A 24,372-nucleotide genomic window follows, 5' to 3' on the forward strand; every position below is an offset into this window, starting at 1 on the left:
CATGGACAGCTTCATGCAGGCGGCGATCGACGAGGCACGCCAGGGGCTGGCGGAAGGGGGCGTTCCCATCGGCTCGGTGCTGGTACACGACGGTCGCATCATCGGCCGCGGTCACAACCGTCGCCAGCAGCGGGGCAGCGTGGTCCTGCACGGCGAGATGGATGCGCTGGAAAATGCCGGGCGCCTGCCCGGCGCCGTCTATCGCCAGTCGGTGCTCTATACCACGCTGTCGCCGTGCCCGATGTGCAGCGGGGCCATCCTGCTCTATGGCATCCCGCGGGTGGTGATCGGTGAAAATCGCACCTTTCTCGGCGACGAAACGCATCTGCGCGAGTGTGGCGTCACGCTCGAGGTGCTCGACGATCCGACCTGCCGGGAACTGATGGCGACCTTCATCGCGCGCCATCCGGAGGTCTGGAACGAGGACGTGGGGCGATGAGCGCCTTGCGCCGCCAGGGGGTGTTTGCTGCAATAGCGCGAACCTGAATCCCGTCAATGCAAGGAGATCGGAATGCCCAAGACGCCCTGGAGAACCCTGGCCGTCACGGTACTGGCGCTGGGCCTGGCGGCCTGTAACGGTGACGACGACGCCTCGCAGGCGTCCGGTCAGCAGGGCGACGCCACGTCCACCACCCAGTCGTCGTCGACGCAGGTGGGTGGCGACAGCGCCACGAGCGACGGCGTCTCACGCACGGCGCGTGACGATCAGTCCGCGGCCGCCGCAACGGCAACCCGGGACGCCCGCGATGGCGAGACATCGTCGACCGGCGACAATCCCGAGCCGTCGGCCGGACAGTCCGGTGGCGGGGCGGTGGAGACACCGACCCTCACTGCCGAGGGCGATACCGGAGACGCCACCGTTGATGGCCCGAGCGGGGGTGCCGGCGATGAAGCTGCGGCAACCAGTGGCTGGGACAATACTCAGGATGAGGTCGATCAGGCGCTCAAGGAAACCGAACGACGCTTCAAGGAAGCCGAGCGCGAGATCAACCAGCAGTTCGAGCAGGCTCAGCACCAGGACGTCAAGTCGCAGCAGGCGGTCGATGCGCCCGATACGGGCACGGACAGTGGCGAGACGAAGGGCGGCAGCAGCGACACGCCCTGACGCCGTCTTTCAGCGTGGCGGGGCGCTGCTGGCGCGAAAGGCTGCCAGCGCTGCCTCGTCACCTGCCAGGGCGGCGCTCAGGCCGGTGATGCTGGCGCCGACGACGGTGATGCGCGATGACGGCATGGTTGCAGCCTCCAACGACGAACGCCCGGCGCGAGCCGGGCGTTCGAGGACTTCAGGCGGTACTTGTTGCTGTTACTTCACCACGTCGGCGATGGCCTTGGCGACATAGGGCAGGTTGTCGTTGACCAGGCCGGCGACGTTGGCGCGACCGGAGCGCACCATGTAGATGCTGTACTCGTCGCGCAGGCGATCCACCTGCTCGCCGGACAGGCCGGTGTAGGAGAACATGCCACGCTGCTCGGCAATGAAGGCGAAGCGCTCGTCCAGGCCGTGAGGCTTGAGGGCCTCGACGAAGTCGCGACGCAGGCCGTTGATGCGGTTGCGCATCTCGGCCACTTCATCACGCCACTGGGCGGCCAGTTCGGCGGATTCGAGGATCTCGATCACCACCGAGCCACCGTGGGCGGGCGGGTTGGAGTAGTTCTCGCGGGCGACGATGGCGAACTGCGAGCGGACGTTTTCCATCTGCTCGCTGTCCTTGGCGATGGCGATCAGACAGCCGGTACGCTCGCGGTAGATGCCGAAGTTCTTCGAGCAGGAGCTGGTGATCAGCAGCTCGTCGAGGTTCTCGGCGAACAGCCGCACGCCGTAGGCATCCTCGTCGAGGCCGTCGCCGAAGCCCTGGTAGGCGAAGTCGATCAGCGGCAGAAGCTGACGGGCCTTGACCACCTCGAGGACCTGCTTCCACTGCGCCTGGGTCAGGTCGAAGCCGGAGGGGTTGTGGCAGCAGGCGTGCAGCAGCACCACGTCGCCCTCGGGAATCTCCTTGAGGGCGGCGAGCATGCCGTCGAAATCCAGGCGATTGTCGGCATCGACGTAGGGGTACTTGTGCAGCTCGACGTCGGCGGCGTGGAAGATGCCCAGGTGGTTGGGCCAGGTCGGGTCGGAGACCCAGATGCGCTTGCCGGGCAGCTGCGTCTTGATGAAGTCCGCCGCCAGGCGCAGCGCGCCGGTGCCACCGGGCGACTGGGTGGCGCTGGCGCGGTTGGCGGCCAGTACCGGCGAGTCCTCGCCCAGCACCAGCGACAGGATGGCCTTGCCGTAGCGCGGGTCGCCGTGCGAGCCGATGTAGCTCTTGGTGGTCTCGTTCTTCAGCAGCCGCGCTTCGGCCTCCTTGACGGAGCGCAGGATCGGGGTGTTGCCCTGCTCGTCCCGATACACGCCGACCCCCAGGTCGACCTTCTGCGGATTGGAGTCCTTCTTGAAGGCATCGATCAACCCGAGGATGGCATCCCCGGGGACCCGCTCAATCTGCTCGAACATTGGACTTTGCTACCTCGTCGGTTCTGGCGGCTAGGATGAAGTCGTTCTTGTGCAGACCCTTGATCGCGTGGGACCACCAGGTCACCGTGACCTTGCCCCATTCGGTCAGCAGCGCCGGGTGATGACCGGCCTCTTCTGCCACTTCACCGATCCGGTTGGTGAACGCCAGGGCCTGCTTGAAGTTGCGAAACGTGAAGACGCGCTCCAGTTGCATGATGCCATCGCGCTCGAGGATCTGCCAGTCGGGGATCGATGGCTTGAGCTGCTCGATCTCGCTGTCGGTCACCAGGGGGGCGTCCCAGCTGCAGGCTTCACAGGCTTGTTCGGAAAGCTGGCTCATCTTCAACTCCGTGGCTTTGTTGTCTTCAGGGTAGTGAGGGCAGGGGGCGTCTGTCAGGCGCCGGCGGCCTGCCTGGGTTCGAAGGTGGGCGCATACAGCCCCAGCGCCATGGCCTCGTGGACCAGCGCCATGATGTCGCGACCGGCCAGTTCGTGCAGGGTCTCGAGGCCGTCGATGACGTAGTAGAGCGGCTGCAGGATGTCGATCCGGTAGGGCGTGCGCAGGGCGTCGAGCGGATCGAAGGGATGATGGGCCGGCACCTCGGAGAGCGCGTGAAACGTCTCCCTGGGCGAGGAGATGATGCCCCCGCCGTAGATGCGTCGGCCCTGGGGCGTGTCGACCAGACCGAACTCGACGGTCATCCAGTACAGGCGCGCCAGGTAGACGCGCTCCTCCTTGCTCGCGGCCAGCCCCAGCTTGCCGTAGGTCTCGGTGAATTCGGCAAACGCCGGATTGGTGAGCATCGGGCAGTGGCCGAAGATCTCGTGGAAGATGTCCGGCTCCTGAAGGTAGTCGAGCTCCTCGGGCGTGCGAATGAAGGTGGCCACCGGGAAGCGCCGGTTCGCGAGCAGTTCGAAGAAGGTGTTGAAGGGGATCAGTGCCGGCACCGGCGCGGTGCACCAGCCGGTCGTCGCCTGCAGCACCCGGTCGACGTCGGCCAGCTGCGGAATGCGCTCCATGGGCAGGGCCAGGCGCTCCAGGCCGTCCAGGTATTCCTGACAGACGCGTCCCTCGATGATCGCCATCTGACGTTCCATCAGGGTCTGCCAGGTGGCGTTCTCGGTCTCGCTGTAGTGGATGATGCCGTCGGCGTCGGGATGATGGGCCTGATATTTTGTCTGCTTTGCCATCGTGGGCTCCCGGTTGCAGGTTGTCATTGTCGGGGAGAGTGGCTCCTAGCTTAGGCGGCCCCGATGGGCTGTAGCAGGGGGCGACACGCGGCTCCGGCGCATGGCGCGCCGGTTTTCCGTCAAGAAAGTGTGACAGAGGGTGGCCGCAGGGGAGGGGCCGACGGCAAGAACCCGGATTGCATTGATCGACGGCGAGTCGGGTGTCAGTTTATCGTTACACATGAGTCACGCCGTCGTGACGCGTATTTCCCCATCGTCGCCGTTTTTCGAGGGCCCCGGCTCCATGCGCCTCAAGTTCCACTGCCAGAATCGCATCGGCATCCTGCGCGATGTCGTCTCCCCCTTTGCCGACTATGGCCTCAACGTGGCGCGTGGCGAGGTCGGCGGAGACCAGGGCAACGCCATCTACCTGCTGGTGCCGCAGCTGCTCAACGCGCAGCTGGCCACGCTCAGGCCGATTCTCGAGGCTCTCCCCGGCGTGTTCAGCGTCAAGCGGGTCAGCCTGATGCCCAGCGAGCGCCGCCACCTGGAGCTGGATGCACTGCTCTCGTCGCTGTCCGATCCGGTGATGTCGATCGACATGGACGGACGGATCGTCGCCGCCAACCGCGCTGCCGGTCAGATGCTGGGCGTGCGGGTCGACGAGGTGCCGGGGCTGTCGCTCGACCGCTACCTGCACGACCTGGACTTGCCCGAGCTCATCCGGCGCAACAACGCTCGGGTCAATGGCCTGCGGCTCAAGCTCAAGGACGAGGTCTATCTGGCCGACATCGCGCCACTGCACACCGAGAGCGACGACGTGGCCTCGCTGGCCGGGGCGGTGGTGACCCTGCACCGCGCCGACCGGGTCGGCGAGCGCATCTATCACGTTCAGCGCCAGGAGTTGCGCGGCTTCGAGGCGATCTTTCAGGCCAGCCCGCGGCTCGCCGCGGTGGTCCGCGAGGCGCGACGCATGGCCCCGCTGGATGCGCCGTTGTTGATCGAGGGCGAGACCGGCACCGGCAAGGAACTGCTGGCGCGGGCCTGTCACCTGGCCAGCCCGCGCGGCCAGGCGCCGTTCATGGCGCTCAACTGCGCCGGGCTGCCGGAGTCCATGGCCGAGACCGAGCTGTTCGGCTATGCCCCCGGCGCCTTCGAGGGCGCCCGGCCGGAGGGCAAGCTGGGGCTGCTGGAGTTGACCGCCGGCGGCACCATCTTCCTCGACGAGGTGGGCGAGATGAGCCCGCGCCTGCAGGTCAAGCTGCTGCGTTTCCTGCAGGACGGCGGCTTCCGGCGGGTGGGCAGCGACGAGGAAACCTATCTCGACGTGCGGGTGATCTGCGCCACCCAGCAGGAACTGCCGCGGCTGTGTGCGGCGGGGCAGTTCCGTCAGGATCTCTACCACCGGCTCAACGTGCTGTCGGTGCACATCCCGCCGCTGCGCGACTGCCTCGATGGCATCGCCGAGCTGGCCGAGCATTTCATCGACCGCGCCGCCCGCCAGATCGTCTGCCCGCTGCCGGCGCTGTCGGAGGCGGCTGCGGCGCGGCTGGCCGAGTACCACTGGCCGGGCAATGTGCGCCAGCTCGAGAACGTGCTCTTCCAGGCCGTGTCGCTCTGCGAGGGGGACGTGCTGTTGCCCGAACACCTGCGCCTGCCCGACGTCGGCGATGCGCCGGGGATGGGCGGCATCGAGCTGGATGGCACCCTGGCCGAGATTCTCGGTTCGGTGGAGCGCCGGGTGCTGGCCGCCTTATACGTCGACTACCCGTCGAGCCGGCAGCTGGCCCGACGTCTGGGCGTGTCGCACACCACCATCGCCAACAAGCTCAAGCGCCACGGCATCGGCGATGCCTGACGCACTTTTCTGACCCTCGGCTTCAGCGTCCCTAGCCGGCGGCGGGGGTGATATTGCGCACCACGGCGATCGCCGCCATGCCTTCCCGCAGCCCCAGGGCATGGCAGGCATGGCGGGTCAGCCGGGCTCGCAGGCGCGCCTCGCCGAGGCGCAGGCCGATATCCACCGTGGCGGCGTCGGTGGTCGAGCGGGCGATGCGTTCGATGACCACCTCGAGCCGGTTGTGATCGCTGGTGGGCGTCGGCGTGATCAGCGCCAGGGTGATGTCGCGTACCGGCACGCGCAGGCGCACGCTGTCCCCGGGGCGTCGGTCGATCGCGGGAACGACGAGCGGCTGGCCGTCGGCGAGCCGCAGCCGGGTCAGGGCAAAGGCCGTGTCGTGGGATTCGATGCGCGCGGTGAGCAGTGACACCGCATCGAAGCCGCCGAGCGCGTCGCCGAACTCCAGGCGGGTCAGCACGTCGTCGAGGGGGCCCTCGGTCAGCACGCGGCCCTGGTCGAGCAGTGCCAGCCGGTCGGCGATGCTGACCAGCTCCTCGGGATCGTGACTCACGTAGATCACCGGGATGTCGATGCGGCGGGTCAAGCGGGCGATGTAGTGCAGCAGTTCCTGCTTGCGCGCGCCGTCCAGCCCGGTCAGCGGCTCGTCCATCAGCAGCAGGCGCGGCTGGCTGAGCAGGGCCCGGCCGATGGCCACGCGGCGTGCTTCGCCCCCGGACAGGGTGGCCGGGAAACGTTCCAGCAGCTGGCCGATACCCAGCAGGGCCACGATGTCGTCGACGCTCGTGGTGGCGCCGGCGGGCATGCCGTAGGTCAGGTTGCCGCGGACCCGATAGTGCGGAAACAGCCGCGCCTCCTGGAAGACCACGCCGAGGCGGCGCCGATGCGGCGGCACGTGGCGGCCACTCCGGGCATCGCTGAGGACCTCGTCGCCCAGGCGGATGACGCCGGCGTCCGGACGGTCGAGGCCGGCAATCAGGCGCAGCAGGGTCGTCTTGCCGCTGCCCGAAGGCCCGAACAGGGCGGTGACGCCGCGTCCGGGGGTGGTCAGGGCGGCCTCGGTCAGGAAGGTGCCCTGGCGCTTGCGGAGGTCGAGGTGCAGGCCCTCGTGGAGGGCGTTCGGCATCGTCCGGGTCTCCGAGTCAGCCATCGCGTTCCTGCAGCCTTTGTCGCGCCCGCCGTGCCAGCCACTCCGAGACCAGCAGCGACATCATGGCGATGGCGATCGACAGCGCACAGAGCCGGGCGGCCGCGGCTTCCCGGCCGGGGGTCTGGATCAGGGTGTACAGCGCCAGCGGCAGGGTGCGTGTCTGGCCGGGGATGTTGGCGGCGAAGGTGATGGTGGCCCCGAACTCCGAGAGTGCCCGGGCGAAGGCCAGCAGGCTGCCGGTCACCAGCCCCGGAAAGGCCAGCGGCAGGGTGATGGTGAAGAACACGCGCCAGCGCCCGGCACCCAGGGTGCTGGCGGCGGCCTCCAGCTTGACGTCCACGGCCTCGAGCGAGAGGCGCACGGCGCGCACCAGCAACGGAAAGGCCATGACGCCGCCGGCGACCGCCGCGCCCTGCCAGGTGAACGGCAGCGTGACACCGAAGAGGCGATCCAGCCAGTGGCCCAGCCAGCCCTGGCGCCCCAGCGACAGCAGCAGCAGGTAGCCGACCACCACGGGGGGCAGCACCAGCGGCAGATGCAGCACCCCGTCGAGCAGGGCCTTGCCGCGGAAGTCGTGCCGGGCCATCAGCCAGGCCAGGGCCACGCCGGGCGGCAGGATCCCGGCGACGGCGGTGCCGGCGACCTTGAGACTGATGGCGATGGTCTGCCATTCGGCGTCCGAGAGCATGATGACCGGTGTCAGGGGGTGCCGGCAGTGGCCGGCGTGAAGCCGAACCGCTCGAAGATGGCCATCGCCTCGCTGCCGGTCAGCCAGTCACGGAACGCCCGGGCGGCGCGGCTGACGGGCGGGTCGACCAGGGCCAGCGGGTAGGTGATGGACTTGTGGCTGGCGGCGGGAAACACGCCCAGCGAGTGCACCCGGTCGCTGGCCCGGGCGTCGGTCCGGTAGACGATACCCAGCGGCGCCTCGCCGCGCTCGACCAGCGCCAGTGCGGCACGCACGTTGTCGGCCCGGGCCAGTCGCGGCTCCAGGGCCTGCCATTCGCCCAGCGACTCGAGCGCCTGCCGGGCATAGATGCCGGCGGGAACGTGGTCGGGGTTGCCCACCGCCAGGCGCTGGTCGTCATCGAGCAGCGCGCGGATCGGCCGGCCCGCGCCCGGGGTGAAGGCCTCGAGCGACGTCCCGGGAGCGGCCACCAGCACCAGGCGGTTGTTCAGCAGGTCCGTGCGCTCGGCCAGCGTCACGTCCTGGCTCGCCAGCCAGTCCATCCATTGCTCATTGGCCGAGAAGTACAGCTCCGCCGGGGCGCCGTGGGCAATCTGTCGCGCCGCGGTGGAAGAGGCGGCATAGACCGGCACGATGTCGACGTCATGGTCGGCCTCGTAGTCGGCGATCGCCGCATCGAGTGCGTCGGTCAGCGACGCGGCGGCGAAGATCGTGACCCGGGGTGGCGTGGCCTGCGCCGGCGATGGGCTGAAGAGCAGCACTGCCGCCAGGCCCAGAAGACAGGTGACGGCGCGCGACGACAGACCGGACAGGGGCGTTCCATGCATGGGGGTTCCCGCTATGTTTGCGTGGGTATAGCGGAGACACTATAGCCATGGCGGTGGAGGCATGCCAAGGCGCCGGGACACTCAGTCGATCGCCGGTCGGCGCCCCAGGCAGTCGAGCAGGGCGCGCGCATCGGGGTTTGCGTCCGGGCTCAGCCGGCGCTCCAGCGCCCGGTAGCGGGCGAGCACCTCGCGGCCCAGCGGGGTCAGGCTGGCGCCGCCGCGCTGGTTGCCGCCCGTCTGGGTGTCGATCAGCGGTGCGGTGAAGTGGCGGTTCATGGTCTCGATGAGCTGCCAGGCCTTCTTGTAGCTCATGCCCAGCTCGCGGCTGCTCGAGGCGATCGAGCCGTTGCGCTCGATCGCCTCGAGCAGGTCGGCCTTGCCGGGGCCGATGACCACGTCCTTCTCGGCGGCCAGGCGCAGCTGGAAGGTCGGGGTGGCGTGTCGCGTGCGCGTCATGGGGCTCGTCCGGATCGGGAAACGCCTCGTTGTACCATGCCGGCGGCGGGGTTGCAGTCGCCTCAGCCGGCATGGGTCACTCCGGGCACGTAGTAGCGGCGTTCCACCCAGTTGAGGAAGCTGGCCACGCTGGAGGTGAGCGCCAGGTAGATGAACCCGGCCAGCAGGAAGATCTGGAAGAACTCCAGGGTCCGCGAGCCGATGTCGGAGGCCCGCGCGGTGATCTCCACGACCCCGATGGTGTAGGCGATCGAGGTGAACTTGAGCTCGATGATGGCCTCGTTCGACCACTGCGGCAGCACCCGCCGCAGTGCCTGGGGCAGCACGATGTAGCGGATCGCCTGCCACTGGCTCATGCCGCAGGCGCGGGCCGCGACCATCTGGCCGCGCGGCACCGAGAGCACCGAACCGCGGAAGTACTCGGCCTGGTAGGCGGCACTGTTGAGCGTGATGGCGATCACTGCGGAGGTGAAGGCGTCGAAGACGATGCCGACCTGGGGCAGGCCCAGGTAGATGAAGAACATCTGCACCAGCATCGGCGTGCCGCGGAACAGCTCCACGTAGGCGGTACTCAGGGCATACCAGAAACGGTTGCCGTAGACCCTGGCCCAGGCCAGTGCCAGGCCGATGAAGAAGCCCAGCACGATGGCGATGATCCACAGCGACAGGGTGATCGGCACGCCCTTGAGCAGTTCCGGAAGCTGTTCGGCACTGAACTGGAGGAAGTCGGTCATGGGGCTCACCCGTGCTCGGCAATGACGTTGAGAAAGGCTCTGGTGCGTTCCTGCGCCGGTGTCGAGAACAGCACGTCCGGTGGCCCCTGCTCGATGATGTGGCCGCCTTCCATGAAGATGATCTCGTCGGCGGCCTGGCGCGCGAAACCCATTTCGTGGGAGACCACCAGCATGGTCATGCCGTCGTCGGCCAGCTGCTGCATGACCTTGACGACCTCGCCGGTGAGCTCCGGGTCGAGGGCCGAGGTGGGCTCGTCGAAGAGCATCAGCATGGGGTCCATGGCCAGTGCCCGGGCGATCGAGACGCGCTGCTGCTGGCCGCCGGAGAGTTCCGCCGGGTAGGCGCCGGCCTTGTCGCCCAGGCCGACCCGTTCGAGCTCCTCGTGGGCGCGCCGCGTCGCCTCCTCGTGGGACAGGCGCTTCACCTTCAGCTGGCAGATACGCACATTGTCGAGCACCGTCAGGTGCGAGAAGAGGTTGAAGTCCTGGAAGACAAAGCCGATCTGCGCCCGCATCCGGTCGATGTTGGCGTCGGTGACGCGCTGGCCGTCGAGCTCGATGGTGCCCCGGTCCGGCTTGTTGAGGTGGTTGATGCAGCGCAGCAGGGTGCTCTTGCCGGACCCCGAGGGGCCGATCAGCACCTTGGTCGCGCCGCGTTCGAGGGTCAGGGAGATGCCCTTGAGCACTTCGTTGTCGCCGTAGCGCTTGTGGATGTCGTCGACACGCAGCACGGGAACGTCAGCCATGAAGGAATCCTGTCGGTTATTGGCGTTTTTCGAAGCCGGGGACGGCGAGTCTGGCTTCCAGCCAGTACAGCCCGCTATTGCCGGCCTTGTTGACGATGAAGTAGAGCAGGGCCACCACCGCGAACACGGTCAGCACATTGCCCTGGGTACTGGTGATGATGTAGTGGGCCTGCCGGGTCAGCTCGACGACCCCGATCACGTAGGCCAGCGAGGTTTCCTTGATCTCCGAGGAAAACTCGTTGGTCCAGGGGCCGATGGCATAACGGATCGCCTGGGGAAACAGGATCCAGCGGATCGCCTGGGTCAGGGTCATGCCGCTGGCCCGGGCGGCGGTCATCTGGCCGGCGGGAATCGACTGGAAGGCGCTGCGGAAGATCTGCGACTGGTAGGCGCCGGAGCGAAAGCCCAGGGCCAGGATGGCGGCCGCGAACGACGAGATGTCGAAGATGCCCGCCAGGCCGTAGTAGAAGATGAACAGCATGATGATGATCGGCACGCCGCGAAAGATGCGTTCGTAGACCTTGAGGGGCCATTGCACGAAGCGGGTTCGCGGGCCGTAGAGCTGGATCAGACAGATCGTCAGTCCGATCACGAAGCCCAGCGCCAGCAGCGCGGCCAGGAGTACCAGGGCCACGCCCAGGCCCTTGAGCAGGAAGGGAAAGTCGCGGAGAAGAACGTCGTAGATGTCCATGCCGTTGCCTGATCGAATGCGCGAGTGAAGAGCCCGGCCCGGCCGGTTGCCCACGCAGGGGCAACCGGTGCGGACCGTGTGCACGGAATGGCAGGGATCAGTTGCCCAGTTCGGGCAGGCCGGCTACCGGCTTGCGGTAGGTGTCGACGTACTCGGGCATGTTGCCGGGCACGGACGGGACCGTCACGCCGGGGATGTAGTTGTGCACGATGGTGGCCCACTCCCCGGACTTGGCCAGGTTGACGATGCCCTGGTTGAGTTTTGCGAGCAGCCCCTGGGGGTCGCCCTTGCTGACCGCCAGGGCCAGGGGCGCGCGGATGAAGATCTTGCCGGCGATCTTCACCGGACGGCCTTCATTGATGTATTCCTGCGCCGAGGTGTCGTCGACGTCGACCGCCGAGATCCGTCCGTTGAGCATGTCGGTGATCGCGGTGACGTAGCTGTCGTAGCTCTTGAGGTTGACGTCGATATCGGAGTTGGTGACGTTGTCTTCCATCCACGCCTTCTGGGAGGAGCCCCCCTGGACGCCGACGGTGGCGCCGCAGCACACGGCGGTGAAGACGTTCAGGTCCGAGTCCTTGGGCACCACGATGACGTCGTTGGTTTCCCACCAGGGGACGGTGAAGTCGATGACCTTGGCGCGCTGCTCGGTCACCGTCAGGCCGGTGGCGAGGATGTCGATCTTCTCGGCGGACAGGGCGGGAATCAGCGAGGGAAAGGGCAGGTCCTTGAACTCGATGTCGAGCCCCTGATCCTCGGCGATCTTCTCCATGGCATCGATGGCGATCCCCTTGTATTCGCCGCCCTCCACGTAGGCCCAGGGCGGGAAGGAGGCCTCCACGCCGACGGTATAGGTGTCGGCGGCCTGGCTGCTCGCGGCACCCAGGGTGCCCAGCGAGAGGATCAGTCCGGCGGTCAGTGTTCTTGTCTCGAGTCCCAGAAGTCTCATCGGTCAACCTCGTTGTTGTGTCGCTCGTTGTCGGCTCGGGTGTCCTGCAGCGCCTGGCCATGAATCACCCGGCGCTTCTACAGCGTAGTCGAGGTTGCCGGTCGTTTTCGTTCAAGAACTGTTGAACATTAGGCGCTTGCGCCACGTCCCGGGAGCGGGGCGGGGGCTTGCCCGAAAAACGGCGGCGCCGAAGCGCCGCCGCAATGGCTGTGGTGGTTGTCTCAGGCGCGTGATGAGCCGGTACTCCGGGACCCCTTTCGCATCTCCTCTTCACGGGGTGGCTGGGACGGGTAGGGGAAGCGCGCCTTGCGGCCCGGATGGCCGGGGACGCGCTCCTGCATCAGCCCGCGGGTCAGGCCCCAGGCCATGAAGATCATCACGAGCGAAAAGGACAGGCCCGTGGTCACCGCCGCGGTCTGCAGCGGCTGCAGGGCCGCGGAGGCCTCGCCCGACGCGGCCCAGCCCGAGGCCAGCAACACGGCGGCGACCACGCCCTCGAGTACGGCCCAGAACAGCCGCTGCTGCCAGACGGGATGTGGATCGCCGCCGTTGGTGAGCATGTCCACCACCAGCGAGCCGGAGTCCGAGGAGGTGGCGAAGAACAGCGCCACGACCAGGATCGCCAGCAGCGCGGTGAGCGTCGAGAGGATCGGCAGGATCGGCAGCTGGTTGAGCAGGATGAACATGGCGTCCGTGGTCCCGGCGCTGGCCAGCGGATTGCTGCTGTCGTCGAGGATCATGCGGATGGCGCTGCCGCCGAAGATCGCGAACCAGACGATCGAGGCGCCCACCGGTGCCAGCAGGGTGCCGGCGATGAACTGGCGAATGGTCCGGCCGCGCGAGACGCGGGCGATGAACATGCCCACGAACGGCGACCAGGAGATCCACCAGCCCCAGTAGAACAGCGTCCAGCTCTTGAGCCAGTCGGACCCGGCCTGGGAGAAGGAATACATCTCGAAGCTGCGCTCCGGCAGGTGCTGGACGTAGTAGCCGGTGCTGTTGACCATGAATTCCAGGATGAACGTCGTCGGCCCGACGACGAACACGAACACCGCCAGCAGGATCGCCAGGTAGAGGTTGATCACCGATAGCCGGCGGATGCCGGCGTCGACGCCGAGCATCACCGAGGTCACCGCCACCGCGGTGATCACGCCGATGATGATCACCTGCGAGGTGGCGCCGATGCTGATGCCGAAGACCTCGTTGAGGCCGGCGTTGATCTGTGTCGCCCCCAGCCCCAGGGAGGTCGCCAGCCCGAACAGGGTGCCGAACACGGCGAGGATGTCGATCGCGTGACCGACGGGGCCATAGATGCCCTTGCCGATCAGCGGGTAGAGTGCCGAGGCCGGGCGCATCGGCAGGTCCCTGCGATAGCAGAAGTAGCCCAGCGACAGGCCGATGACGATGTATACCGCCCAGGGGTGCAGGCCCCAGTGGAAGAGCGTGATGCCCATCGCCTTGAGCGCGGCCTGGCCGGTTCCGCCTTCGCCGACCGGCGGGCTGTTGAAGTGAAAGATCGGCTCGGCGACGCCGTAGAAGACCAGGCCGATGCCCATGCCCGCGGTGAACAGCATGGAGAACCACGACCAGGTGCTCCATTCGGGCTCGCTGTCGTCCGGGCCGAGCTTGACATGCCCCCAGCGGCTGAACATCAGCACCAGCACGAAGATCAGGAACAGCGTTACCACCAGCATGTACCACCAGCCGAAGGTCTGGGCGATCCAGGTGTTGATGTCGCTGGCAATCGCGCCCAGCTGTGCCGGAGCGACGATGCCCCAGATCACGAAGGCCAGCACGATGAACGCCGAGACGAAGAAGACAGGGGGGTTGGTATGTTTCTGCAGATAATCCTTCATCTCCCTGCACCCTCCCGGTGGCTACCGATCCTACAACCAGTGTAGTGCACGGCCTGTGTTGTCCAGCAGGGAGGCGAGAGCGCCACCGGGTTGGCGGCGGGGGAGGCGTGTCATGGTCGCCTCGGGCTTGCTCAGCCGGGGGACCGCCCGGCCCCGAGCGGGGTCGGGCGATGGCGGGCTGTGGCTCAGAGCTTGCTCAGGATCGTTTCGGCGCTGCTCTGGTCGACGCCCTTGGTGTCGATGCCCAGGTACTCGACGACCCCGTCATTGGCGATCAGGGCGAAGCGCTTGCTGCGAATGCCCATGCCGCCGCCGGTGGCATCCAGTTCCAGTCCCACGGCGCGGGTGAACTCGGCATTGCCGTCGGCCAGCATGGTGATGCGCTCGGCGTTCTGGTCCTTCTGCCAGGCATCCATGACGAAGGCATCGTTGACCGCCAGGCAGGCGATGGTGTCGACACCCCTGGCGAAGATGTCGTCGGCCTTGATCACGAAGCCGGGCATGTGGGTGTTGGAGCAGCCCGGCGTGAAGGCGCCGGGCACGGCAAACAGCACGACGCGCTTGCCGGCGAAGAGTTCGCCGGTCGAGAGGTCCTCGGGACCGTTGGCGCCGTTGGTCTTGAGGGTGATGTCGGGCAGCGTGTCGCCGATGGAAATGGCCATGCCGAACCTCCAGAGAGTGGAATGAACGGCTATCCTAGCGCGCTCCCGCCGGCCGGGTACAATCCTGGCGACGGGAAAGGGCAAATGCCCCGGGCCAGACGACACGACCCCGCCGAGGCGGGGTCGTGAGGGCGACATGCGGTCAATCGGCTCAGGTGCCGTCGGACGTGAGCGTGTCGGGGTCCAGCTTGGCGATCTGGGTGTTGCTGTCGTCCTCGAGCTTGGCCAGCAGCGGGCCGGCCTGTTGCTTGAAGGCGGCCAGGGCCTTGCCGGAGAGGTTCCTGCTTTCCGGCAGCTTGACGCGCATGGCGTCGACCGGCCGGTTGTTGACGATGATCTCGTAGTGCAGGTGAGGGCCGGTGCTGCGCCCCGTGTTGCCCGACAGGGCGATGCGCTGGCCCATCTTCACCCGGTCGCCTTCCTTGACCAGCGTCTTGGACAGATGCATGTAGCGGGTCTTGTAGCCGTTGTCTTGGCGAATCACCAGGTAGTTCCCGGCGCCGCCGCGCTGGTAGGCGGCCTTGACCACGCGGCCGTCGGCGGGGGCGCGGACGGGGGTGCCCCGGGGCATGGCGAAGTCGGTGCCGTAATGGGGCGAGACGCGCTTGGTCACCGGGTTGACGCGACGCAGGTTGAAGGAGGAGCTGATCCGGTAATGCCCGTTGAAGGGGTAGCGGTCGAAGGCCGGGTCGAGGCTGTGGCCGTCCGGCGTGTAGAAACGGTCGTCCTTGTCGTTGCGCACCACTGTCAGGTCGGTGCGCCGGCCTTCATAGTGGGCGGCGAGAATCCGTGATTCCATGGCCTTGCCGTCGATCATGTCGGACTCGACCAGCACCTGGAAGTGATCGCCGCGCCGGGTGTCGCGACGGAAGTTGATCTTCTTCGCCAGCAGGTTGGTGAGCTCGGCCACGTCGCCGCTGGAGAGGCCGGTGGCGGCCGCCGAGCCGGCGAAGCTGCCGTTGACGGTGCCGGCGAACAGCCGCTGGGTGGCTTCCGTGGCCTTCTGGATGTCGGACACGGCGAAGGTGGCATCGGGCGCCTCGCGCTTGATCAGATAACCGCTGCGCGCATCCTTCATCACGCGCAGGGCGAGCAGGTGGCCGTCCTGGTCGAGCTTGAAGTCGATGTTGTCGCCCACGCGCCAGCGGGTGAGTACTGTCTTGTCGGGCAGGGTATCGAGCAGGCCCAGCACCTCGCGATACCCCAGGCCGAAGGTGCGCTCGGCCATCACCGCGAAGGTGTCGCCGGGCTGCACGGTATAGGTTTCCCACTGCGGGACGAAGACTTCCTTGGCGGCCAGTTCGTTGGAAAGGTCCACGTCGCCGTCGTCCAGCACCAGCGGATCGGTGGAGAACACGTCCTGATCGCCGCCATCCGTCGGCCGATCGGCACCGCTGAGCTGCAGTGAGGCGAGGACGGCGCCGTCGGCCACCTGTGGCAAGGCATCGGCTGCGGGCCGGGCGACCGCCATGGCCGGCTCGACCTCCAGCGTCGGGGGCAGGGCGCTCGCCGTGTCGGCATGGGCCTGGCTGATGAAGTCGATGTCGACGATGCCCTGGGGCGCGAGCTCGGAAAGGGGGATCTCCTTGCCGATGGCCGATGACGCCGCGTGAATGGCATCGCTCAGGGGATGGGAGGCATCGATCGACGCTGTCTCGATGGACGTCGACGGGGCAGTGTCGAGGGAAAGCGCGACACCGTCCGCTGCGACCGACGGTGCGCTGTCGTCGAGTGCGGCAAGAATCTTGTGCGCGCCCAGCACGGTGACCATGGTGGCAACGGGCAACAACAGCAACTTGTGCGTGCGGGGCAGCGAATTGAGTATCCGCAACATAAACAGGAGCCTGGGTGCATGTCGGTGAATATAAACCGAAAGCACCTTACCCCATGCCATACCAGCTGCCTAGCCTGTATGGGTGTACAGGCTATTAAACTCAGTATTAACGCCTACATGATGTTACTCATGCTTACGTCCAGTGTCTTCCCGCGCCCCTGAGTTACGCATCATGACCGTCACTGTAGGGTGTCTGCACGCGAGTGGAAAGCGGCTCAGACCGTGGGTGACGCGAAGGTGCCATCCCGGTAGTCGCGCAGGGCCTGGTCGAGTTCTTCATGGGTGTTCATCACGAAGGGGCCGTAGTGAGCGATGGGCTCGCCATGGGGGCGGCCGCTCAGCAGCAGGGCCTGGCTGTCGGTGTCGCTGTCCAGGGTCAGGGTGTCGCCGGTGCCCAGGCGGGCCAGCTGGCGAGCGCCGATGGTCTTCCCCGCCACATCCACGGCCCCCGAGAAGACATACACCAGCAGCGTCGGGGCATCGGTCTCGAGCGTGACCGTTGCCCCCGGGGTCAGTGTCAAATGGGCGACGCCGGCGTCACCCGCCAGGGTGTCGAGCGGCCCCGCGAGCGGGGCATGTCCGGCGACCCGCCAGGTGCCGCCCAGCGCCGCCAGCGTGATGCCTTCGGCGTCGAGGCGCGGCATGTCGGCGTGGCGCACGTCACGGTAGGTGGGCGGGCTGAGCTTGTCCCGGGCCGGCAGGTTGATCCACAGCTGGAAGGCGTGCAGGCCGTGGCTGTCGGTCAGCGGCATTTCCGAGTGAATGATGCCGCGGCCGGTGTGCATCCACTGGGCGTCGCCGGTGCCGATGGTGCTGCGGTGGCCGAGGTGGTCCTCATGGGTCAGGCCGCCGTGTACCACGTAAGTCAGTGTCTGCAGCCCGCGATGTGGATGAGGCGGAAAGCCGCCGATATAGTCATCCGGCTGGTCCGACCCCAGTTCGTCGAGCATCAGGAAGGGATCGAGCCCGCCACCGAAGTCATGGATGCGCGAGATCTTGACGCCGTCGCCGTCCTGGCTGGGGTGGCTAGCGACGAGGCGGTCGATAGTGCGAGCGATCATCGGGAACTCCTGAACAGGTCGTTGCTTGACTCCTTTCGATTCTAGGACGATTTTTTCGAAGGTTAAGCGCATAGTTTTGCCGATACCATTCGAGGAAAACGAAATGTCACGCGTCACCCTGGCCCAATGGCAGATGCTGGCGGCGGTCGTCGATCATGGGGGCTTCGCTCGCGCCGCCGAGGTCATTCACAAGAGTCCGTCGACGCTCAATCACGCCGTGCACAAGCTGGAGACCCAACTGGGAGTGGCGCTGCTCGAACCGGCAGGGCGTCATGTCCGCCTCACCGAGGCCGGCGATATGTTGCTGCGCCGCGCCCGGCAGCTGATCGAGAGTGCTGCGGCAATCGAGGATGTGGCGGCGAGCCTGGCGACCGGGCTGGAAGCGGAAGTCTCACTGGCCGTCGATCAGGTCTTTCCGCCCGATGCGCTGGCCGAGGCCCTGCAGCAGTTCTCCGGCGAGTACCCCCACGTGCGGGTCCAGCTGCACGAGACGGTGCTCAACGGCGGGGTGGAGATGCTCTACGATCGGCGCGCCGACCTGGTGGTCTCGGGGCTGGCCGCACAGGGCTTCCTGGGCGAGGCGCTGGCGACGCTGCGCTTCATCGCCGTGGCCCATCCCTCGCATCCCCTGCATCGCCTCGGGCGCAGGCTGGATCTGCGCGACCTGGCGCAGCATCGGCAACTGGTGGTGCGCGATTCGGCGTTGCGCCAGTCGATGGATGCCGGGTGGCTGAAGGCCGAGCAGCGCTGGACGGTCAGTCACCTGGCCACGTCGCTGGACATGCTGGAGCGGGGACTGGGCTTCGCCTGGCTTCCCGAGACACGCATCCGCGGCGCGCTCGAGGCCGGGCGCCTGGTGCCGTTGCCGCTGGAAGTCGGTGGCGTGCGCGAGGTGCCGGTGCACCTGATCTTTCAGGATCGCGACCGCGCCGGGCCGGCGACGCATGCGATGGCAAGGGCGCTGCATGAGGCCGTGACAGCGTGCAGTGATTCGAATGCGTCGAATGCATAGGCCCAAATAATGCGCAGCAGCGTCGATGCAATCGACTTATCCTGAATCGCGAAGACATGCGTCAACCGAGGAACCGAAAGCATGGGCCTATTGATCGACGGACGCTGGCACGACCAGTGGTACGACACCAAGTCGCACGGCGGTGAGTTCGTGCGCGAATCCGCCCAGCTGCGCAACTGGGTCACCCGCGACGGCAGCCCGGGCCCCGAGGGGCAGCCCGGCCTCGAGGCCGACGAAGACCGCTTTCACCTCTATGTCTCCCTGGCTTGCCCCTGGGCGCATCGCGCCCTGATCCTGCGCAAGCTCAAGCAGCTCGAGCCCCTGATCGGCGTGTCGCACACCAGCCCCCTGATGCTCGGCAACGGCTGGACCTACGACACCCGCGAGGGCTCGAGCGGCGACGCGGTCAACGGCGTCGATTACCATCACCAGCTGTATACCCTGACCGATCCGCACTACACCGGCCGGGTCACGGTGCCGGCGTTGTGGGACAAGCGCGAGGGGCGCATCGTCAACAACGAGTCCGCCGATCTGGTGCGGATCTTCAACGATGCCTTCGATCATCTCACCGGCAATCGGCTGGACTTCTACCCGGCGGACCTGCGCGAAACCATCGACGCCGTCAACGCCGACGTCTACGATCACATCAACAACGGCGTCTACAAGTCCGGGTTCGCCACCGAGCAGGCCGTCTACGAGAAGCACGTCACGGCGTTGTTCGAGGCCCTGGATCGCATGGAGTCCCGGCTCGGCGAACAGCGCTACCTGGCCGGGGAGTGGCTGACCGAGGCCGACATCCGCCTGTTCACCACCCTGATTCGCTTCGACGCGGTCTATCACGGCCACTTCAAGTGCAACCTGCGGCGCATCGAGGACTATCCGAACCTGGCGAACTACCTGCGCGAGCTGTATCAATGGCCGGGCGTCGCCGAGACGGTGAACCTGGACCACATCAAGCGCCACTACTACTACAGCCACGACACCATCAATTCTACCCGGATCGTCCCCCGGGGGCCGCTGCTCGAGCTCGACCGGCCCCACGATCGCGAGCGGCTGCCCGGGCGCGGCGTCCGGCGCAAGTAGCCTCGGGGCGGCATCGGCGCCGGCCTGCACCGACAGGTCGCCGCAGAAGCCGACGCGATTGGCGTCGATTGGACATTTTGTTTGCAGGGTAATAGTATGCCTGCCCTCGGGTCGGGTGCCGTGCTGCCCCGGCCCGATACCGCTCCCGCAACGGGAGCGGCTGGTCTCGCCACGACGATGACTGGATCACCGGGACTTTCGACCGTCCGATGCCGACGTCATCGATAGATGAGGAATCCATGTCGCCCCATTACACCGACCAGGGCCGCTGCATGCCGCGTCGCCCGCCACCACCTCTCCGGCCCTTCCGGGGCTAGCGTCGCCGCGACGACGCTTCCCGCCTCCTGCCGCCGCCACGGCTGACACGACAGGCTCGCCCTGCCTTCAAGGCGCGCGTTTCAGGCGCGACCGAGGGCAGCGCGTCGCGCGTGTCATCCGGGCGATCACGGCGATATCACCGCGTTCCGGGCATGTCGACCTCCGTCGGTGTGCGCGGCCGCCTCCTGCCAATCCACCGAGGGACTGCCCTTGAGCAACGCATCACTCCATCAATTCTCGACCCTGACAGTGATCCTGTTGATGCTCGCCTTCTATGGCGGCACCTACCTGATGACGCTCGGCATTCGCAAGAAAGAGGAAGATGCCGACGCCTTCATGGTCTCCAATCACCGCGTCGGCTTCGGCATCGGCGCGGCCAGCATGACCGCCACCTGGATCTGGGCGGCTTCCTTCTATGCCGCCGCCACCTCCGGCTACACCTACGGCGTCTCGGGGCCCATCCACTACGGGCTGTGGGGGGCGCTGATGATCCTGTTCATCTACCCCTTCGGCCGCCGTTTCCGCAAGCTCGCCCCCAATGCACATACCCTGGGCGAGCTGATCCATGCCCGCCACGGCGCGTCCAGCCAGTTGATCCTGGCGCTGTCCAACCTGCTCGGCAGCATCATCAGCCTGATGGTGAACTTCACCGCCTCCGGCGCCCTGGTGTCGGTGCTCTCGCCACTCTCCTTCCAGGCCGGGGTGATCATCGCCGGCGTCGGCGTGCTGCTCTATACCCTGTGGTCGGGCTTCCGCGCCTCGGTGCTGACCGACTTCGCCCAGCTGGTGGCGATGATGGCCATCGCCGTGGTGATCATTCCGGCGGTCTTCTTCGCCATGGGCGGGCCGAGCGAACTGGTGGCGGGTCTCGGTAATCTCACGCCGGAGCAGGCCGACTTCTTCTCGGTCGACGCCATCCTCAATCAGGGCGCGCCGTTCTTCGTCGCCGTGCTGGCCTATGCGATCGGCAACCAGACCATTTCCCAGCGGCTGTTCGCGGTCAACGAAGACCACATCAAGCCGACCTTCCTGACCGCCACCGTCGGCTACGGGGCCATCGTCATCGGCCTGGGCATGATCGGGCTGATGGCGCTGACGCTGGGCATCGAGCCGCTCAACGGCGACATGAACAACCTGATTCCGCAGATGGTCTCGGGCTATCTGCCGCCGCTGTTCATCGCGCTGTTCTTCATCCTGGTGATCGGCTCGCTGTCGTCCACCGCCGACTCCGACCTCTCGGCGCTGTCGGCGATCATGATGGCCGACGTCTACGGCAAGAACATCGCCCGGGGCAAGGCCGATCCCCGGCGCATGCTGCTGGTGGGGCGTCTGACCATGATCGTCGCCACCGTGATCGGCATCGTCTTCGCCAGCTTCTCGCTGGATATCCTGGTGATGCTGGTGTTCGTCGGCGCCCTGTGGGGGGCCATCGTCTTCCCGGTCATCGCCAGCTGCTTCTGGAGCCGGGTCACCAATGCCGCCTTCACCACCTCGGTGATCGTCGCGATGCTGCTGTTCTGCGTGGCGCGCTTCGAGTGGCTGCCCCTGACCGGGCTGGTCGGCCTGGGCTTCGAGGTGCTGGCCAGCATCGGCGGCGGCGTGATCATCGGCCTGATGGCGTTCGGCTTCCTCGGCCGGGTGGCCGGTTTCCTGGCCGGCGCGCTGGCGCTCGTGGCGATGCTGGTGTTCGCCACCGGCTTCCTGCGCGACTACACCGTGCTGCTGGCCTCGCTGACCGCCTATGGCACCAGCACCCTGGTGTGCGTGGTGATGAGCCTGGCCAGCCGCGAGCGCTTCGACTTCGACAGCATCCGCGAGCGGGTCGGCGACTACAGCGACCACCATCCCGCCGCCGAGCCGGTCGAGCCGGCCCGCGACCCGGCGCCGGCCTCTCTCGCCACGCCGCGCTGATCCTCATCCCTGCAGACCGGGCGCCGGTGAACCGGCGCCCGCCAACCGGAGTTCGACCATGACCACCTTCTTCACTCTCTACGTACTGATCTGGCCGGCCCTGACGCTGGGCGTGCTGATCGTGATCTGCCGCGCCGTATTGCGCGATCGGCGCGAGGCGCGTCGCCAGCGCAAGCAGCTGGTCTGAGCCGCGGTATGCCGGCGGCCGTATGCATGCGGCCGCCTCGCCCCCCGGGGCGAGGTCAGCGATGCCTGGCCAGCCAGCGGTCCAGGGCGTTGGCGAATTCGCGGCGATCGGCGTCCGAGTAGCCCTTGGGGCCGCCGGTGTGCTCGCCGCTGGCGCGCAGGGTCTCCATGAAGTCGCGCATCTGCACCCGCGAGCGGATGTTGTCCGCGGTCAGCGGCTCGCCCCGGGAAGTCATCACCGCGGCGCCCTTGTCGAGCGCCTCCATGGCCAGCGGCAGGTCCGAGGTGATCAGCAGATCGCCGGGCACGAGACGCCGCACGATCTCGTCGTCGGCGGCGTCCAGGCCGCTGGCCACCGAGAGCCCCTTGGCCCAGCGCGAGGGCGGCAGCGGCAGGGCATGATTGGCCACCAGCCAGGCGGGGGTTCGGGTACGTTCGGCGGCACGGATCACGATGTCGCGCGCGGCGCGCGGGCAGGCATCGGCATCGACCCACAGGGAGGGCATGGCAGGCTCCAGTTTGGGCCCGCGGCAAGGCGGGCCGTTAAAAAGACGTAGGCAATATGCCCGCGACGATGGTAGCATGGCGCTTCCTCGCCTGTGTTGACCCCTCCATCCCGGTGATTTGTCCTGCCCGTGCGGCGGACGATGACGTGACTCCAGCACCGGGCGCCCTGTCGTGCGACATGCCGATGCACCGCGCCCGGGAGCCTTGATTGATGGATTGCCGGCGCCGATGAACCGGCCGGCGTGAAGAGGTCGCCACACTGTTCGTGCCGTCGAGCGACGGTCGAGCAGGAGCAGGAGTGAGCCGCGGCGCGCAAGCTGCGGCAGAGCGACCTGGTGCCGTGTCACATGCCGCCATCCCGTCATGGCAATGAGAAGGGCAGGGCACCACGACATTTTCTGCCGGCCGACATGCCGGCCATGCAAGGTGTGATATGACCCTGACTTCCGTTGCCTCGCCGAGTTTCGGCGACCTGGCACTCGTGCCCGCCGTTCTCTCCGCGCTGGAAACCCTGGGCTACGAAACCCCCTCGCCGATTCAGGCACAGACCATCCCGGCCCTGATGGAAGGCCGTGACATGCTGGGCCAGGCCCAGACCGGTACCGGCAAGACGGCGGCCTTTGCCCTGCCGCTGCTCTCGCGCCTCGACCTGTCGCGCCGCGAGCCGCAGGTGCTGGTGCTGGCACCGACCCGTGAGCTCGCCCAGCAGGTGGCGGTCTCGTTCGGCAAGTACGGCCAGAACCTCCCGGGTCTGGAGGTCGCCAGCCTGTGCGGCGGCCAGGATTACCGCGAGCAGCTCGGCGCCCTCAAGCGCGGCGCGCATGTGGTGGTGGGTACGCCGGGCCGCGTGATCGACCACCTCGATCGCGGCAGCCTCAAGCTCAACGGCCTCAGTGCGCTGGTGCTCGACGAGGCCGACGAGATGCTGCGCATGGGTTTCATCGATGACGTCAAGCGCGTGGTCGCCGATACCCCGACCACCGCCCAGCGGGTGTTCTTCTCGGCCACGCTGCCGGCGGAGATCGAGCGCATCGTCAACCGCTACCTGGTCGACCCGGTCAAGGTGGCCATCGAATCACGGGTCACCACCGGCGAGAACATCGAGCAGCGTCTGGTGCGCATCGATGGCGCCGGCAAGATCGAGGCCCTGTCGCGTCTGCTCGAGGTCGAGCCGGTGGATGCCGCCATCGTCTTCGTGCGGACCCGTGCGGCCTGCACCACGGTGGTGGACCAGCTGACCGCGCGTGGTTTCAACGCCGCGGCGCTGTCCGGCGATCTGGACCAGAGCCTGCGCGAGCGCACCGTGGCCCGTCTCAAGAAGGGCAAGGTCGATGTGCTGGTGGCCACCGACGTGGCGGCGCGCGGCCTCGACGTGCCGCGCATCACCCACGTGTTCAACTATGACCTGCCGCAGGACAGCGAGGCCTACACCCATCGCATCGGGCGTACCGGCCGGGCCGGACGTTCCGGTATTGCGGTGACCTTCGCCGGCTTCCGCGAGACCCGCAAGGTGCGCTGGCTGGAGCAGGCCACCGGTCAGGCGATGACCGAGACCGAGCTTCCCGACGAGGCCACGATCCGTGCCCATCGCGACGAACGCTTCCGCGAGCGGGTGCTGGGCACGCTGAGCGGCGATACCGGCGAGCAGCGCAGCCTGGTCGAGCGGCTGGCCGCGGAAGGCCACGACCCGCTGGAGCTGGCCTGTGCCTTCGCCAGCCTGGCCCGTGCCGACGAGGCGCCGGTCGGCCGCCTGCCCAAGCCGGGCGCAGCCCGTGACGGCGGTCGCGACGGCAAGCCGCCGCGTCGCCGCGAGCGCACGCCTTCGGAAGGCATGACCCGCTACCGGGTCGCCGTGGGCCATCGTGACGGCATCAAGCCCGGCCAGCTGGTGGGGGCACTGGCCAACGAGGGCGGTATCGAAGGGGGCCGCATCGGCCGCATCGATATTCGCAACGCCTTCTCCGTGGTCGAGCTGCCCAGCTCCCTGCCGACCTCGATCCTGGCCAAGATGGCCCGGGCGCGGGTCGCCGGCCGGGCGCTGGAGATCGCCGAGGACAACGGCGCCCCGGAGCGGGCGTCACGCCGGCGTCATGACGATGACGCGCCGGTGCGCCGCCGCTCGCGGGCCTGAGCCCGGCCGCGGTCGGCTTGACCGCGGCGCCGTGTGTTTCCCACACTG

The 24,372-nt window shown here is 67.4% G+C and carries 24 protein-coding genes; 8 read left to right on the forward strand and 16 right to left on the reverse strand.

Annotated elements, in window-relative coordinates:
• The first annotated feature begins 1 nt into the window (after position 1).
• Positions 2-439 carry a nucleoside deaminase gene (locus G7A98_RS05280; protein WP_163648441.1) on the forward strand — a complete coding sequence of 146 codons (438 nt, stop codon included), beginning with the start codon at positions 2-4 and terminating at the stop codon, positions 437-439.
• A 72-nt stretch (positions 440-511) separates the two neighbouring features.
• On the forward strand, positions 512-1,105 hold the full coding sequence (locus G7A98_RS05285; protein ID WP_163648442.1) for a hypothetical protein: 594 nt from the start codon (positions 512-514) through the stop codon (positions 1,103-1,105).
• 198 nt (positions 1,106-1,303) lie between these two features.
• On the opposite strand, the gene G7A98_RS05290 is transcribed toward G7A98_RS05285, so the two are convergent.
• From G7A98_RS05290 to phhA, 3 genes are read right to left on the reverse strand one after another with little or no spacing between them, the layout of a single operon-like run.
• Complete coding sequence (locus G7A98_RS05290; RefSeq protein ID WP_163648443.1) at positions 1,304-2,494, reverse strand: amino acid aminotransferase; 1,191 nt, start codon at positions 2,492-2,494, stop codon at positions 1,304-1,306.
• Positions 2,478-2,834: a 4a-hydroxytetrahydrobiopterin dehydratase gene (locus G7A98_RS05295; RefSeq protein WP_163648444.1), complete on the reverse strand. Its 357-nt coding sequence runs from the start codon at positions 2,832-2,834 to the stop codon at positions 2,478-2,480. The genes G7A98_RS05290 and G7A98_RS05295 overlap by 17 nt, the downstream gene beginning before the upstream one ends.
• 53 nt (positions 2,835-2,887) lie before the next feature.
• Positions 2,888-3,685 carry a phenylalanine 4-monooxygenase gene (phhA, locus tag G7A98_RS05300; protein ID WP_163648445.1) on the reverse strand — a complete coding sequence of 266 codons (798 nt, stop codon included), beginning with the start codon at positions 3,683-3,685 and terminating at the stop codon, positions 2,888-2,890.
• Positions 3,686-3,968: 283 nt separating this feature from the next.
• On the opposite strand from phhA, the gene G7A98_RS05305 reads away from it, so the two are divergent.
• On the forward strand, positions 3,969-5,522 hold the full coding sequence (locus tag G7A98_RS05305; RefSeq protein ID WP_163648567.1) for a sigma-54-dependent transcriptional regulator: 1,554 nt from the start codon (positions 3,969-3,971) through the stop codon (positions 5,520-5,522).
• Positions 5,523-5,553: 31 nt separating this feature from the next.
• Here G7A98_RS05305 and modC read toward each other — a convergent pair whose 3' ends face one another.
• The 12 genes from modC to G7A98_RS05365 all read right to left on the reverse strand — a co-directional run bounded on the left by modC (position 5,554) and on the right by G7A98_RS05365 (position 17,176).
• Complete coding sequence (gene modC / locus G7A98_RS05310; protein ID WP_240464678.1) at positions 5,554-6,648, reverse strand: molybdenum ABC transporter ATP-binding protein; 1,095 nt, start codon at positions 6,646-6,648, stop codon at positions 5,554-5,556.
• A gap of 16 nt (positions 6,649-6,664) precedes the next feature.
• Positions 6,665-7,360: a molybdate ABC transporter permease subunit gene (gene modB / locus G7A98_RS05315; protein WP_205596222.1), complete on the reverse strand. Its 696-nt coding sequence runs from the start codon at positions 7,358-7,360 to the stop codon at positions 6,665-6,667.
• Positions 7,361-7,371: 11 nt separating this feature from the next.
• Positions 7,372-8,187, reverse strand: coding sequence for a molybdate ABC transporter substrate-binding protein (modA, locus tag G7A98_RS05320; protein WP_163648447.1), 816 nt, complete (start codon positions 8,185-8,187; stop codon positions 7,372-7,374).
• A gap of 81 nt (positions 8,188-8,268) precedes the next feature.
• Positions 8,269-8,643, reverse strand: coding sequence for a winged helix-turn-helix domain-containing protein (locus G7A98_RS05325; protein WP_205596223.1), 375 nt, complete (start codon positions 8,641-8,643; stop codon positions 8,269-8,271).
• Between the two features lie 62 nt (positions 8,644-8,705).
• The gene (locus G7A98_RS05330) at positions 8,706-9,377 is read right to left on the reverse strand and encodes an amino acid ABC transporter permease (RefSeq protein WP_163648448.1); all 672 of its coding nucleotides are present in this window, start codon (positions 9,375-9,377) and stop codon (positions 8,706-8,708) included.
• A 5-nt stretch (positions 9,378-9,382) separates the two neighbouring features.
• Positions 9,383-10,123 carry an amino acid ABC transporter ATP-binding protein gene (locus G7A98_RS05335; protein ID WP_276207475.1) on the reverse strand — a complete coding sequence of 247 codons (741 nt, stop codon included), beginning with the start codon at positions 10,121-10,123 and terminating at the stop codon, positions 9,383-9,385.
• A 16-nt stretch (positions 10,124-10,139) separates the two neighbouring features.
• Complete coding sequence (locus tag G7A98_RS05340; protein ID WP_163648449.1) at positions 10,140-10,814, reverse strand: amino acid ABC transporter permease; 675 nt, start codon at positions 10,812-10,814, stop codon at positions 10,140-10,142.
• A 97-nt stretch (positions 10,815-10,911) separates the two neighbouring features.
• Complete coding sequence (locus G7A98_RS05345) at positions 10,912-11,763, reverse strand: transporter substrate-binding domain-containing protein (RefSeq protein ID WP_163648450.1); 852 nt, start codon at positions 11,761-11,763, stop codon at positions 10,912-10,914.
• Positions 11,764-11,984: 221 nt separating this feature from the next.
• On the reverse strand, positions 11,985-13,619 hold the full coding sequence (locus G7A98_RS05350) for a BCCT family transporter (protein ID WP_163648451.1): 1,635 nt from the start codon (positions 13,617-13,619) through the stop codon (positions 11,985-11,987).
• Positions 13,620-13,804: 185 nt separating this feature from the next.
• Positions 13,805-14,281: a peroxiredoxin gene (locus tag G7A98_RS05355; protein WP_163648452.1), complete on the reverse strand. Its 477-nt coding sequence runs from the start codon at positions 14,279-14,281 to the stop codon at positions 13,805-13,807.
• 151 nt (positions 14,282-14,432) lie between these two features.
• Positions 14,433-16,115: a peptidoglycan DD-metalloendopeptidase family protein gene (locus G7A98_RS05360; protein WP_163648453.1), complete on the reverse strand. Its 1,683-nt coding sequence runs from the start codon at positions 16,113-16,115 to the stop codon at positions 14,433-14,435.
• A 215-nt stretch (positions 16,116-16,330) separates the two neighbouring features.
• Complete coding sequence (locus G7A98_RS05365) at positions 16,331-17,176, reverse strand: pirin family protein (RefSeq protein ID WP_163648454.1); 846 nt, start codon at positions 17,174-17,176, stop codon at positions 16,331-16,333.
• A gap of 103 nt (positions 17,177-17,279) precedes the next feature.
• On the opposite strand from G7A98_RS05365, the gene G7A98_RS05370 reads away from it, so the two are divergent.
• From G7A98_RS05370 to G7A98_RS16675, 4 genes are all read left to right on the forward strand, one after another.
• Positions 17,280-18,188, forward strand: coding sequence for a LysR family transcriptional regulator (locus tag G7A98_RS05370; RefSeq protein WP_163648455.1), 909 nt, complete (start codon positions 17,280-17,282; stop codon positions 18,186-18,188).
• Positions 18,189-18,269: 81 nt separating this feature from the next.
• Entirely contained in the window at positions 18,270-19,271 is a 1,002-nt protein-coding gene (locus tag G7A98_RS05375) for a glutathione S-transferase family protein (protein WP_163648456.1), read from the forward strand.
• 528 nt (positions 19,272-19,799) lie between these two features.
• On the forward strand, positions 19,800-21,500 hold the full coding sequence (locus G7A98_RS05380; protein WP_163648457.1) for a sodium:solute symporter family protein: 1,701 nt from the start codon (positions 19,800-19,802) through the stop codon (positions 21,498-21,500).
• Between the two features lie 58 nt (positions 21,501-21,558).
• Positions 21,559-21,687, forward strand: a complete 129-nt coding sequence (locus tag G7A98_RS16675) for a putative transporter small subunit (RefSeq protein WP_224414435.1) — start codon at positions 21,559-21,561, stop codon at positions 21,685-21,687.
• Between the two features lie 55 nt (positions 21,688-21,742).
• On the opposite strand, the gene G7A98_RS05385 is transcribed toward G7A98_RS16675, so the two are convergent.
• A complete protein-coding gene (locus G7A98_RS05385; RefSeq protein ID WP_163648458.1) occupies positions 21,743-22,192 on the reverse strand; it encodes a YaiI/YqxD family protein in 450 nt (149 codons plus the stop codon).
• A gap of 434 nt (positions 22,193-22,626) precedes the next feature.
• Between G7A98_RS05385 and G7A98_RS05390 the strand changes: the two genes are divergently transcribed.
• Positions 22,627-24,324, forward strand: coding sequence for a DEAD/DEAH box helicase (locus G7A98_RS05390; protein WP_163648459.1), 1,698 nt, complete (start codon positions 22,627-22,629; stop codon positions 24,322-24,324).
• Positions 24,325-24,372 lie beyond the last annotated feature (48 nt).

It is taken from the genome of Modicisalibacter sp. 'Wilcox', assembly GCF_010993675.1.
Taxonomy (GTDB): Bacteria; Pseudomonadota; Gammaproteobacteria; order Pseudomonadales; family Halomonadaceae; genus Modicisalibacter; species Modicisalibacter tunisiensis.